The 12,436-nt window shown below is 39.3% G+C and carries 11 protein-coding genes, 1 tRNA gene and 1 pseudogene; 8 read left to right on the plus strand and 5 right to left on the minus strand.

Annotated elements, in window-relative coordinates; all coding sequences use genetic code 11:
- Positions 1–7 precede the first annotated feature (7 nt).
- The 3 genes and pseudogenes from ABD769_RS25020 to ABD769_RS16135 all read left to right on the plus strand — a co-directional run bounded on the left by ABD769_RS25020 (position 8) and on the right by ABD769_RS16135 (position 619).
- Positions 8–91, plus strand: coding sequence for an IS3 family transposase (locus tag ABD769_RS25020; RefSeq protein WP_425568871.1), 84 nt, complete (start codon positions 8–10; stop codon positions 89–91).
- A gap of 255 nt (positions 92–346) precedes the next feature.
- A pseudogene (locus ABD769_RS25025) lies at positions 347–532 on the plus strand (GIY-YIG nuclease family protein); the annotation flags it as partial.
- Between the two features lie 2 nt (positions 533–534).
- Positions 535–619, plus strand: a tRNA-Ser gene (locus tag ABD769_RS16135).
- Between the two features lie 42 nt (positions 620–661).
- Here the strand turns inward: ABD769_RS16135 and ABD769_RS16140 are convergent.
- Complete coding sequence (locus tag ABD769_RS16140; protein ID WP_344852425.1) at positions 662–1,777, minus strand: acyltransferase family protein; 1,116 nt, start codon at positions 1,775–1,777, stop codon at positions 662–664.
- Between the two features lie 524 nt (positions 1,778–2,301).
- On the opposite strand from ABD769_RS16140, the gene ppsA reads away from it, so the two are divergent.
- A complete protein-coding gene (ppsA, locus tag ABD769_RS16145; protein WP_344852426.1) occupies positions 2,302–4,917 on the plus strand; it encodes a phosphoenolpyruvate synthase in 2,616 nt (871 codons plus the stop codon).
- Positions 4,918–4,968: 51 nt separating this feature from the next.
- On the opposite strand, the gene ABD769_RS16150 is transcribed toward ppsA, so the two are convergent.
- Entirely contained in the window at positions 4,969–5,832 is an 864-nt protein-coding gene (locus ABD769_RS16150; protein WP_344852427.1) for a DMT family transporter, read from the minus strand.
- 512 nt (positions 5,833–6,344) lie between these two features.
- Between ABD769_RS16150 and ABD769_RS16155 the strand changes: the two genes are divergently transcribed.
- Positions 6,345–8,480 (plus strand): S9 family peptidase, encoded by a 2,136-nt coding sequence (locus ABD769_RS16155; RefSeq protein ID WP_344852428.1) that lies wholly within the window; start codon positions 6,345–6,347, stop codon positions 8,478–8,480.
- Positions 8,481–8,569: 89 nt separating this feature from the next.
- Positions 8,570–9,241 carry a Rossmann-fold NAD(P)-binding domain-containing protein gene (locus tag ABD769_RS16160; protein WP_344852429.1) on the plus strand — a complete coding sequence of 224 codons (672 nt, stop codon included), beginning with the start codon at positions 8,570–8,572 and terminating at the stop codon, positions 9,239–9,241.
- A 78-nt stretch (positions 9,242–9,319) separates the two neighbouring features.
- Here ABD769_RS16160 and ABD769_RS16165 read toward each other — a convergent pair whose 3' ends face one another.
- The gene (locus ABD769_RS16165) at positions 9,320–10,093 is read right to left on the minus strand and encodes a M57 family metalloprotease (protein ID WP_344852430.1); all 774 of its coding nucleotides are present in this window, start codon (positions 10,091–10,093) and stop codon (positions 9,320–9,322) included.
- Positions 10,094–10,419: 326 nt separating this feature from the next.
- On the opposite strand from ABD769_RS16165, the gene ABD769_RS16170 reads away from it, so the two are divergent.
- Together ABD769_RS16170 and ABD769_RS16175 are read left to right on the plus strand one after the other, a co-directional pair.
- Complete coding sequence (locus ABD769_RS16170; RefSeq protein WP_344852431.1) at positions 10,420–10,944, plus strand: DinB family protein; 525 nt, start codon at positions 10,420–10,422, stop codon at positions 10,942–10,944.
- A 45-nt stretch (positions 10,945–10,989) separates the two neighbouring features.
- On the plus strand, positions 10,990–11,229 hold the full coding sequence (locus ABD769_RS16175) for a phage tail protein (protein ID WP_344852433.1): 240 nt from the start codon (positions 10,990–10,992) through the stop codon (positions 11,227–11,229).
- Between the two features lie 52 nt (positions 11,230–11,281).
- Here the strand turns inward: ABD769_RS16175 and ABD769_RS16180 are convergent, their stop codons facing one another.
- Both ABD769_RS16180 and ABD769_RS16185 read right to left on the minus strand, forming a co-directional pair.
- Positions 11,282–11,461 (minus strand): hypothetical protein, encoded by a 180-nt coding sequence (locus ABD769_RS16180; RefSeq protein WP_344852434.1) that lies wholly within the window; start codon positions 11,459–11,461, stop codon positions 11,282–11,284.
- A 193-nt stretch (positions 11,462–11,654) separates the two neighbouring features.
- A complete protein-coding gene (locus ABD769_RS16185; protein ID WP_344852435.1) occupies positions 11,655–12,356 on the minus strand; it encodes an SAM-dependent methyltransferase in 702 nt (233 codons plus the stop codon).
- Positions 12,357–12,436 lie beyond the last annotated feature (80 nt).

Here is a 12,436-nt window from a genome sequence, read left to right on the forward strand (position 1 = left end):
AGAATATATTCACTATTATAATAACGACAGAATCAGACTCAATTTAAACGGGATGAGCCCGATAAAATATCGAGCTCATCAGTCTAATTAATTTTTTAACTTTGTCCAACTTTTTGGGTTCAGTCTATTTTATATCGGGAGCATTTTTTTTACCAATAAAAAATATATTTTTGCAACCCAATCGGAGAGGTGTCAGTCCGAAGGACCCCTTTGGGGAGTGTTGATAGGGCACGCTTGGAAAGGAGCTAATAAATTATACTTCGAACACTTGCAATAATAATAGATAATTATGTTTTATAGTTATATTTTAAAAAGCGAGAAAGATGGGAAGTAATATTATGGAAGTACAGAAAACCTCGAACTAAGATTAATTAAGCATAATAGCGGAGGGGTGAAATCGACAAAAGCCAGGTGCCCTTTCATTATTCACTATTTTGAGGAATTTAATACAAGAAGTGAAGCTTTTAGAAGAGAACAATATTATAAATCCATAAATGGATATTTATATCTGAAACAACATAATATCATATAACCGGAGAGGTGTCAGAGTGGTCGATCGAGCACGCTTGGAAAGCGTGTGTACTGCAAGGTACCGCGGGTTCGAATCCCGCCCTCTCCGCTTTAAACAACCATAGTTACTTTTAGGCTATCATTTCTCATTTTAAACAAGCTTTTTTCGCAACCATCTTCGAACAGGCTCATCATACCATTTTAATGCGGCATAGGCCAAAACAATCGCACTGGTTAAAATGAGTAGCGCATAAGGCCAGGCCTCAACAATTGTTATACCTTTATGGTTGCTGATCCAGGCAACATAAAAATAAACCAGCGGATAGTGTACCAGGTAAAGCGGATAAGATATATCACCTAAAAATTTGCAAATCCTGTTTTCTCTCTGGCTTTGGATTACCCCACTCGCGCCAAGGTACACTATCAGCGGGAAGGCGATAATAATACAAATAGATTCATAAAACCCGTTCATCCAGAGATGCTCTGCACCGCCAATACGCGGCATATAGAGTACAATGGCTACCAAAAGGCTGCACCATAAAAATGCATTTTTAATTCGGGTGGGCTTCGCTATGCGTGAGAGTAATAAACCGGCAAAGAAAGGGTACATGGTACGGGTTAACCCAATTCTAACCTGTTCCACATTCAATGTCCAGCCACCGCTTACATCACCATTTGTGATGGCCAGGTGTGCAAGTGCAATAGCCGCAATAACAACTAAAATACTTAAAGCCGTTTTGGAAAATTTCCTGATCCAGATGGCATACAGAATGTTAGCAATGTATTCAAAAAACAATGACCATCCTACGCTATTTAAAGGATGCATCTCTTCCCAGCCGCGTATATCAAGCGATAAGGGTACCGGAAGGATCGTATAACCGATCAGCATTACCAGCAGCATTTTCCAGACAGGAATGGTATGGATGAGTGGCCATATGGTAGAATCCGTAAAATAGAATCCGATCGCGCCAAGGGTCATTCCTAAAACTACCATAGGCTGAAGGCGCTGGATACGGCGTTTAAAAAAATTGCCGGCCGTCATTTTATTCCACCTGTCGTCGTAAGCGTAGCCCATTACAAAACCCGATAATAAAAAGAAAAAGTCTACTGCCAGGTAACCGTGGTTAACCAGAATGTCTAAGTGTCCTGTTCCTAAAGGTTCGGTAAGGTGAAAGGTAACAACGATTATGGCAGCAATACCGCGAAGGCCGTCTAGTATGGGGTAGTGGGGTTTGGTGGCCAGCTCATTATTCAGGTCGGTTCTCATCTAAGGTTGTAAAAATTGCAATTTTAGCTAATAATCAATCACCGGGCTGGATTCTAATTGTAGAAAGATAACTGCCAGAAAATTTCCCTGTCCGATTTGATTTAACAAAAATGTCAAAATAAACGGTTTTGTTAACACTTATTTTGACAAAATGTAGTTACACGAACTGCTCATTAAACCACTGCCTTAATTCCACTGGTGAGAAATACGTCTTCGTTTCAAAAATTGCAGATAAATTGGCTGGTTTTATCGAACCTAATATTTAAATCATTTTTCAGAATCAAGAAATATTTTGAAGAGAATTGATATTAAATATTGTCTGTTTGTTGTAAGAATAACGTAGATACAGCTACCCTTATTGCGGTTGGAAAAATATAGTTAAAAAACGTTGTTTTCGCAGTTCTAACCCTATACTTTTGGCCTTTCTTCTTCCTGATTAATAGTTTAAAGTGTTGAAATACAGCGTGTTTTTTCTTGCTGAGATCAGGAGGATTGAAATTTCGACCGGATAAAAAAAGAAACATATGGGGAATTACGTAATTGGTTTTCAGGGAATCGGCAGGTCAGATCTTTTAACAGCAGGAGGAAAAGGTGCTAACCTGGGCGAACTATCAAAAATTGAAGGCATAACTGTACCTGATGGCTTTTGCATCACCACCGAAGCTTATAAAAAAATAACTGGAAACAATGAGGAGCTAAAAAACTTATTAGATGAATTGGAAGGGCTTGAGGCAGAAAATCTGAATGTAATTAGCGAAATCAGTAAAAAAATCAGGGCGATTATCGAAAATATGTCGATTTCAAAAGATATAACTGATGAAATTGAAGCTTTCCTCAAAAAATTTAATGAAAATGATGCTTTTGCAGTGCGATCTAGTGCTACTGCAGAAGATTTGCCTGCAGCATCATTTGCGGGTCAGCAGGATAGTTATCTGAACATTGCTGGGAAAACGGCTATCCTAAGACATATCAGCAAGTGTTGGGCCTCTTTATTTACCGACCGGGCCATCATTTACCGCATCCAGAATGGCTTTGCTCACCATAAAGTTCGGCTTTGCGTTGTAATACAGAAAATGGTGTTTGCTGATGTAGCCGGAATTATGTTTACTGCTGATCCCGTTACCGGTAACCGGAAAGTACTATCCATCGACGCCAGTTTTGGCTTAGGTGAGGCCATGGTTTCGGGTTTGGTAAATGCCGATAATTACCAGGTTTATGATGGCAAAATTGTTGGTGAGAAAATATCTTTCAAAAAATTGGCCATTCATGCGATAAATGGCGGAGGCACCATTTCAAAAGAAATCGAAGCTGAACAACAAGATCAAAAAGCGCTTACAGCTGAACAGGTTTTGAAACTCGAAAGTATAGGCAGGAAAATTGAAACACATTTCGGCCAGCCACAAGATATCGAATGGTGTTTGGCTGGTGGCCTGTTTCATATCGTTCAGAGCAGGCCAATCACAACTTTATATCCGGTGCCTGAGGCAGGCGATGAGGAGAAGCATGTTTATATCTCTGTTGGTCATCAGCAAATGATGACCGACCCAATGAAACCCCTTGGTTTATCTTTATGGCAGTTAAGAGCCGCCAGGCCCATGTTTAAAGCGGGTGGAAGATTATTTGTAGATGTTACAGATAACCTGAAAACCCCTGCAGGAAAGGATGGCTTACTGGAGGCCATGGCGCAGCACGATCCGTTGATTAAAGATGCACTGATTACCATCACAGAGCGGGCAGATTTTATAAAGTCGCTACCAGACGATGGAGGAGGGCCAGAAGTTGTAAAAAGCACTAAGGGTTTATCGTCTGCCGATATTTTAGCACCGGTAGGAAGCGACCCTGCAATTGTTTTTGAGTTGATTAAGCATAGTGAAGCATCGATAGAAATTTTAAAACAAAGTATCCGCACAAAATCAGGACAGGAGCTATTTGATTTTATTCTTGAAGACATCGGGCTATCAAAAAAGATGACATTTGATTCGAAACATATCAGTGTGATCATCGCAGCCATGAATGCTGCATCCTGGATTAATGAAAAAATGGGCGAATGGTTAGGTGAAAAAAACGTAGCAGATGTACTTTCTCAATCCGTATCAAATAATATCACTTCCGAAATGGGTTTGGCACTATTGGATGTAGCTGATGTAGTTCGTCCTTATCCTGAAATCATCGGTTATTTACAAGATACTAAAGACGATCATTTTTTAGATAAACTGCTACATTTTCAGGGCGGAAAAATAGTTAAAAATGCTATTGATGATTATCTGGATAGGTATGGCATGCGGTGTGCGGGCGAAATTGATATTACAAATACACGTTGGAGCGAAAAACCATCTATATTGATTCCGGTTATCCTCAGTAACATCAAAAATTTTGAGCCAGATGCCGGTAAGCTGAAATTTAATCAGGGAAGAGCACAGGCTTTGGAAAAAGAAAAAGAATTATTGGACAGGCTCGCGTTATTACCAGAAAGTGAACAAAAAATCAGTGAAACCAAAGAAATGATCAGCCTGCTCCGCAATTTTGCCGGTTATCGCGAATATCCAAAATACGGAATCGTTAGTCGTTTTTATATTTATAAAGAAGCCTTGATGAAAGAGGCCGAAAAGCTTTTACAAGCCGGGGTAATTAACGAAAAATCTGGTATTTATTACCTCACTTTCGAGGAATTAAAGGAAGTTGTCGTTACCCATAAACTTGATGAAAATCTTATTGCACAGCGAAAAGATGAACATTTGTTGTTTGAAAAACTTAATCCACCACGCGTAATCACTTCTGATGGTGAAATTATTTCAGGCAGATATCACCATGAAAATCTTCCGGATAATGCCATTGTAGGTTTGGCGGTATCATTTGGTGTAACAGAAGGACGGGCACGTGTAATTTTAAACATAGAAGATGCTGATCTCGAAGAGGGAGATATATTGGTAACCACCTTTACCGACCCAAGCTGGACCCCATTATTTGTAGCCATTAAAGGCATGATTACTGAAGTTGGCGGCCTGATGACTCATGGCGCCGTTATTGCACGTGAGTATGGCTTACCGGCAGTTGTTGGTGTAGAAAATGCTACGAAACTAATTAAAGATAAACAACGGATCAGGGTAAATGGTGCGGAGGGTTATATCGAACTCCTTTAATTTTAAATATACCCAAAAGCGCAATCAGCGCTTTTGGGTATTAGATTCTAACTATTTTCTGATCGAAATAAACGTTTGTAAAATAACAGATGTCATTACAAAAGCTAAACCGATATAAAAAGATAAATTCAGCTCTTTGCCTTCGTTAAAAAATAAAAAAGCCAGTATAATGGAATATACAGGTTCGAGGTTGAAACTCAGGTTTACTGTAAATGCAGAAATCCTTTTCAAAGATTCGGCAAACAGAACGTACAGGCCAACGGTGCAAAAAGAAGCCAGTAAAATCAGGTAAGCTGTATCTTTCCAATTTGGAATGATGCTTTCAACCGGAAAGAAATGCAGATAAACCGGAAGTAAAATACCTAAACCAATTGTTCCGCCAAGCATCTGGTAATAGTTGATCAGCCTGCTATCGTACACCTTAACCAGTCTTTCGTTATAAATTGTATAAAGCGCAGCAAATGCTGATGATATCACGCCTAAACCAATTCCTAGTTGAAAAGAAGAATCGAAATGGAAAATCAGGGCTATGCCGAAAAGGGTGAGCAAACTCAATAAAAGTTCGGATAGGTTAAATTTTTGCCTGTTAATTAATGGTGAAAAAACTGCAGTGAAAAAACTGGTTAAACAATAACACACCACACCAACCGAAATATTCGAGTACTTGATACTGGCGTAAAAAAACACCCAGTGTACAGTAATAAACATCCCGATTTTAGTGATATGAAACTTTTCTTTGAACTTAATATTGGTTGCAACCTTAAACAGTTTTAAAACCAGCAATAAAATAATAGCCGAGAAGAATACCCTATACCAAACCAAAAGACCTTCGTTAAGGGAAATAAGTTTACCGAAGATGCCGGTAAAACCTGCAAGTATTACCGCAAAGTGTAATACCAGATATGATTTTTTCATAAAAAACTAGCTGTCGCCCCCAGTAGGGCATAAATTAATAAATAAATTGTTTAGGCAAAGTTTAAGTACCGGTAATAAACCAGCACCATGCCATTACATAGCAATGCTATTTATTAAGGTGTTGGAGGAGGAAGACAGCTCTTTCTGTTCATGTCTGTTGTTTATGCTAAAGTAGTAAATTTAACTGAAAAAGCGTGGGCGTTTGGCGATAAACGTTTAAAGTTTGTTTCTACTTGTGTCAATATTCAGATGTCAGATGTTCGAAAGTCCGAAGTTTGGTTGTATCTTAAGTAGCCGCCTAGCTTTGCACCCTCTATGGATTCTCTCTGTGTCCTTTGCGGTAAAAATGGAAAGTTAATCAGTCGGAGGTCAGATGTTCGAAAGTCTTAAGTTATGACGCAAATAGAATCGCCCTTCGCTCAACGCCCCACACTCTCCGCTCCAATTTTGTATCACGATTAATACCAATCATTTGCCAAAACAGTATTATTTTTATCGCAAGATTAACTAACATGATAAATAAATATTGGCTTACTGTAACGGCTTGTACTTTAGCCATTACAGCAAATGCTCAGCAAAAAGCTTTAACCGTAAACGATTACGAAAGAGCGGAAAGTTTTATGAGCTATAATACCGCAAAGTATATCGACAATGCCAGCGGGCAGCCCAACTGGCTTGAAGGTGATAAATTTTGGTACAGTATCAAAAACAATGGCACCGAACAAACTTTTTTGGTAGATCCGGTAAAGAAAACCAAAACCCCAACTACCGATTATAAAGGCGGCGAAATGTCATCACGACGCATAGGAGGCCGCAATGAGGTTTTATCTCCCGATGGCAAAAAAGCCATTTTAATTAAAGATTACAATCTTTTTATGAAAGATGTGGCCTCCGGCAAATTAACACAACTCACTACCGATGGCATTAAAGATTACGGTTACGCCACCGATAACGCAGGCTGGAAACATAGCGATGCGCCAATTTTACGCTGGTCGCCTGATTCGAAAAAGATAGCTACTTTTCAGCAAGATCAGCGCAATTCAAAAGATATGTACCTAGTAACCACCAATGTGGGCGCGCCGGTATTAAAAGCCTGGAAATATCCTTTGCCGGGTGATAAACAAATCGCGACCATCAGAAGGGTAATCATTGATGTGGAAAATCCAAAAGTAATTTCACTGAATATTCCTGCCGATCCGCACCGCGCAACGTTGAGCGATGATATTTCGAGCAGCGGTACTTTTGATGATATCGATTGGAAAGCCGACGGCTCAGAAGTGGCCTTTTTGTCCACCTCCCGCGATCATAAAAACGAAAAATTCCGTATTGCCAATGCCACCACAGGTGCGGTGAGAGAAGTTTTCGAAGAAACCGTAAAAACACAGTTCGAGTCGGGTCAGGGCGCGATTAACTGGCGCTATCTTCCGGCGTCGAAAGAAATCATCTGGTACTCGGAAAGAGATAACTGGGGGCATCTTTATTTGTACGATTCCGGTAATGGAAAATTGAAAAACCAGATTACCAAAGGTGATTTTGTGGTTTCACGTTTAGTTAAAGTGGACGAAAAATCCAGAACTCTATATTTTTTCGCCAATGGCCGCGAAAAAGATAATCCTTATTTCAGTTACCTATATAAAATTGGTTTCGACGGCAAAAATTTAACCCTTTTAACACCAGAAGCCGGTAATCATCAGGTGGTATTTTCTCCATCTTTCAGGTATTTTGTAGATAGCTATTCACAACCAGATGTGCCGCCTGTTACCGTATTAAGGAGCATCGACGGAAAACTGATTAACACGCTAGAAAAAACTGATGTTTCGAGATTAACCGCTACAGGCTGGAAAGCACCAACCCCGGTTTCACTTAAAGCTAAAGATGGTAAAACTGATATTTATGGTTTGGTTTTTACGCCAACAAAAATGGATGCCAGTCAAAAATATCCGGTTATCGATTATATCTATCCTGGTCCGCAGGGTGGTAGTGTGGGTAGCTGGGCATTTGCCGCATCGCGTGGCGATAACCAGGCTTTGGCCGAACTCGGCTTTATTGTAGTGGTGATAGAGGGAACCAGCAATCCTGACCGTTCTAAAAGCTTCCACGATATGAGCTATGGCAATATGGCCGAAAATACTTTGCCAGATCAGATTGCTGCCATCAGACAGCTTTCGGCAAAATATCCTATTGATACCACAAAAGTTGGCATCTGGGGGCATTCTGGTGGTGGTTTTGCTACTGCTGCGGCCATGTTCCGTTATCCCGATTTCTTTAAAGTAGGTATCTCCGAATCAGGAAACCACGATAACAGAAACTACGAGGACGATTGGGGCGAACGCTATAACGGCCTGTTAGAAAATTCTGATTATGAAGCTCAGGCGAATCAAAATTATGCTAAAAATCTTAAAGGCAAACTGATGCTGGTGCATGGCTTAATGGATGATAACGTGCCGCCATATAATACACTATTGGTAGTGGAGGCGCTTGAAAAAGCAAATAAATCATTCGACCTGGTTATTTTTCCTAACAGTGCCCATGGTTATGGTGCTTACTCACCTTACATGATGCGTCGCCGCTGGGATTATTTTGTCCAAAACCTTTTAGGGGCAGAACCTCCAAAAGATTACCAGATGAAAAGTCCAACATCAAGATAATTTCTAAGAGCAGCTTTAACCGGTTGCTCTTTTTTTATATTATAGTAAACAATGCCCGCTCCTGTCGGTTTATTTTTTAAATAATTATCATGGGAAAAACCAGAGATCAGAATAACGTTATCATTACCGGTGCTACCGGGATGGTTGGCGAAGGCGTATTGATGAAATGCCTGAATAGTCCCGAAATTAACAGCGTATTAGTCATTAACCGCAAACCATGTGGTTATGTTCATCCAAAACTCAAAGAAATTATCCATTCTGATTTTTTCGATTTTTCGAAAATAGAAAGTGAGCTAACCGGCTATAATGCCTGTTTTTTTTGCTTAGGGATAACTTCAGTAGGCGTTGATAACGATACCTACTACCAAATGACCTATACCCTCACCATGCATGTAGCGCAAACATTAAGTAAGCTCAATAATGATATGACTTTTTGTTATGTTTCTGGCGGAGGAACCAATGAAAATAGCCGTTTGAAATGGGCACAGGTAAAAGGCAAAACCGAAAGCGATTTAACAAAATTACCTTTTGAGCAGGTTTTTAATTTCCGACCGGGTTTTATTAAACCATTGCCGGGGCAGAAATATGCACATAAATTCTATAAGTATATTAACTGGTTATTTCCGGTTGGCAGGGCCATTTACCCTGGTGGTTTCTGTACCATGGCCGAGCTGGGGCAGGCAATGATTAACACCTTAAGCCATAACGATAAAAGACGTGTTTTGGAAGGGAAAGACATCATTGCTTTAGCTAAAGAATAAGCTCAGGTATCGTGTAGATACCCGAGCTCATCTTCAACTGGTTAAGGATTTGGTTTAGGTTAATTGATTATTTTGGGTTTAATATAAGGCAGCTGTTGCGTCTTTATCTTTTTGCGATAATACAGTAGCACCCGAATTGCATTGACCACCATTCATCAATGATGAAGCATCAGTTCCGGGAACGCCAGGTACATTTGTTGCTGTAGATTCGCCTTGGGCAGACCAGTTGGTATGTCTGAAAGAAATACAGTGACCAAATTCATGGCAAATGGTTCGTGCACGTTGGGCAAAAGAATTACCTGCTATAGCCGATTTATTAATGCGTACAAGCGCTCCTGCACTGCCTCCCGATGGAAATTGTGCCTGTCCGCAGGTTACGAATCCCGGAGATGCAGCTAAAGCTTCGTCTTTAATTAAAATATCGTAAGGGGCTGTGGTTACAATACTAAAACGCAAGGTAGAATTTGGTACACCATTCCATTGAGCAATTGCACTATTGATCTCGCTGCTCATAGATGTCATAGATGGATCTACAAAAATCCTGATGTTCAGTTTTTTTGTTGCGTTTACAATACTACCGGTATAATATTGTTCGATTTTTGTACCAACACCATCAGCCGGTATTTGCATGTTTTTAGGAAACAAAATATCTTCTTCTACAACAAATTCACTTCCGTTATCTACGATACTCGATGCAGGGAAGCCCAGATCTTTAATATACTGTAAAACTTTGTCGGCATTTTTTACAGTTTCCTGTGGTTCTGTTTGTGCCGATTCCTGGTTTTTTTTACAGGCTGCAATTACCATTGCAACCATCGCAACGATAGCGATTCTTTTTAGATTTTTTTTCATGTTTTGTTTAGGTTAGTTAATCCTTAAGTGCTGATGAAACAAATGTAACAGAACGTGTTACATAAATTTTGGCCTATATCAGAATTTTACACGAAAACTTAATTAGTATGTGTTGTAATTATTTAAAACCTTAATTGTATTTAAAAATTTACATCAACTATCGTATTTCAGGATAATTTTTTTGTTAAAAAAGAGTTTTGCAAAGCAGTTTTTGCCTTAATAAAAGAAGTAAACTGTAGGCGAAAAATATTTTTTAATCTGGTTTTACGCTGCCATAGGGTTGTCAGTGCCCGATGTTTTCTTTGTATAACTAAAACAAAAAAGATATGGTACAAGAACAATTATTCGCAGAAACAACGGAAGAAACCTCCCTTGTTTATTTGATGAAAAATTATGCTAACTACAATTTCTGGGCAAATTTGACCCTGATAAACTGGTTAAAAAAACATCCGCAGCAGTTACTGGAACAAGAAGTGCCCTCGAGTTTTAAAAGTGTAAAGTTAACCCTTGCGCATATTTTACAAACACAGGAATATTGGTATTCTATTCTTGCCAAAACCGAATTTGAGTGTCGGGAATATGGAAGTTTAGCTGATGTTTTTAATTCATTATTGAAACAATCAGAAAATTTGGCTGTTTATGTTACTGCTATTGGCGAAGATAAGTTTAATGAGAAAACAGAAATTCAGAGCCCGTGGTTTACCTCCGATTTTCAGAATTTTGAATATGTCCTGCATGTTTTTAACCATAGTACTTATCACCGTGGTCAGATCATCACCATGTGCCATAATTTAGGCATTACAGGGGCACCAATGACGGATTATAATTTCTATAATGTAATGGCGAAATAAGAATAATTTGTTTATTTAGTAGTATTAAACACTAAATAAAACGCTATGGATTTAATGCTGGGGACTATAACCCTTTTTGCCGGTGATTATGCACCGGTTGGATTTGCTAAATGTGATGGCTCGCTGCTGTCCGTTACTAAAAATATAAAGTTGTTTTCTATCCTCAAAACAAGGTATGGTGGCGATGGCATGTCGAATTTTGCCTTGCCTAAACTTCTGTCAGTAGAAGGTGCAATATATATCATTGCTACAGAAGGTGTTTATCCCGGACATCCTTCGGATTAGGAATTTATGATTAACAAAAAAGGTGATGATCACGCGATCACCACCTTTTTTATTATTTTTTATTGTCTTGTTTCCTTTGATTGTCTTTGTTCGAAGTCTGGTCAGACCGTTGCCCGCCGCCATTGGTTATACCCTGGATTTTTTTATCCGTTTTAACATCATGATTTGCACGATCTGCTATTGAACTGCCCTGAACCGTTGGATTGTTTTTTGGTGTGCCTGTATTTTTCATAACTGTAAAATTTAGTGAATAATATTGCAGAGCGCTGTATTAACAACCAATGTGATGTTGGATATGTTTTGATTTTTTGAAAGTTGTGGTAGTCAAAGAAAATCTATCTGAAATAGATCTCTCCGTTCCGCTTCGCTCCAGTCGAGATGACGGAAGCGTGGAAGTTGCAAAACCAGTTAACCAATTAACCCAATTAATACAACAAAAATATAGTTGGCTGTTTGTGCAGGTCTATTTCCTCTTTGCGCCAGTTATAAACGCTCTGGGTTTTAATAAATTCGTTTTCTGCAGTGAGGTTACTGGCTACACAAACCTGTGTGTTTGGTTTACAACTTTTTAATACCTCTTCGAAAAGCTGGTTATTACGGAAGGGGGTTTCGATAAAAATCTGAGTTTGTTTATAACGGCTTGCCGATAAATCAAGGTCTTTAATTCTTTTGGTACGCTGCTCCTTGTCGATAGGTAAATATCCCCAGAAAGCAAAACTCTGTCCGTTAAAACCTGATGCCATTAAAGCAAGCAAAATTGAACTTGGGCCTACCAATGGAACCACTTTAATACCGCGTTTATGTGCTTCAGCTACAATATCTGCACCCGGATCGGCAATGCCCGGGCAGCCTGCCTCGCTCATTAAACCTACATCTTTCCCGGCATTAAGTTCAACAAAAAACTGACCCAAATCGGTACGGTTATGTTTGCCGTAATCATGTACAATCAGATCCTTTTGAGGGGTTTTTAATCCCGCCTCCTTTAAAAACCGGCGTGCAGTTTTACTGTTTTCTACTATGTACGTATCAATGTGGTTAATGGTATCAACCAGGTAAGGAGTAAACGTTTTGTGTGCTACCTCTTCTGCCAATGGTACGGGAACGAGGTATAAAGTGCCTTTTTGCATGTTACAAAAATACTCACAATAAATAGAATTTAAGTTCTAAACTTTAGGGTACTGGCAATATAATCTCTTTTATAAGTAAT

It is taken from the genome of Pedobacter jeongneungensis, from assembly GCF_039538295.1.
GTDB lineage: Bacteria > Bacteroidota > Bacteroidia > Sphingobacteriales > Sphingobacteriaceae > Pedobacter > Pedobacter jeongneungensis.

Bases quoted from the DNA above. Each gene is read 5' to 3' on its own strand.
- ABD769_RS16140 (WP_344852425.1), bottom strand. From the start codon at position 1,777: ATGAGAACCGACCTGAATAATGAGCTGGCCACCAAACCCCACTACCCC.
- ppsA (WP_344852426.1), top strand. From the start codon at position 2,302: ATGGGGAATTACGTAATTGGTTTTCAGGGAATCGGCAGGTCAGATCTT.
- ABD769_RS16150 (WP_344852427.1), bottom strand. From the start codon at position 5,832: ATGAAAAAATCATATCTGGTATTACACTTTGCGGTAATACTTGCAGGT.
- ABD769_RS16155 (WP_344852428.1), top strand. From the start codon at position 6,345: ATGATAAATAAATATTGGCTTACTGTAACGGCTTGTACTTTAGCCATT.
- ABD769_RS16160 (WP_344852429.1), top strand. From the start codon at position 8,570: ATGGGAAAAACCAGAGATCAGAATAACGTTATCATTACCGGTGCTACC.
- ABD769_RS16165 (WP_344852430.1), bottom strand. From the start codon at position 10,093: ATGAAAAAAAATCTAAAAAGAATCGCTATCGTTGCGATGGTTGCAATG.
- ABD769_RS16170 (WP_344852431.1), top strand. From the start codon at position 10,420: ATGGTACAAGAACAATTATTCGCAGAAACAACGGAAGAAACCTCCCTT.
- ABD769_RS16175 (WP_344852433.1), top strand. From the start codon at position 10,990: ATGGATTTAATGCTGGGGACTATAACCCTTTTTGCCGGTGATTATGCA.
- ABD769_RS16180 (WP_344852434.1), bottom strand. From the start codon at position 11,461: ATGAAAAATACAGGCACACCAAAAAACAATCCAACGGTTCAGGGCAGT.
- ABD769_RS16185 (WP_344852435.1), bottom strand. From the start codon at position 12,356: ATGCAAAAAGGCACTTTATACCTCGTTCCCGTACCATTGGCAGAAGAG.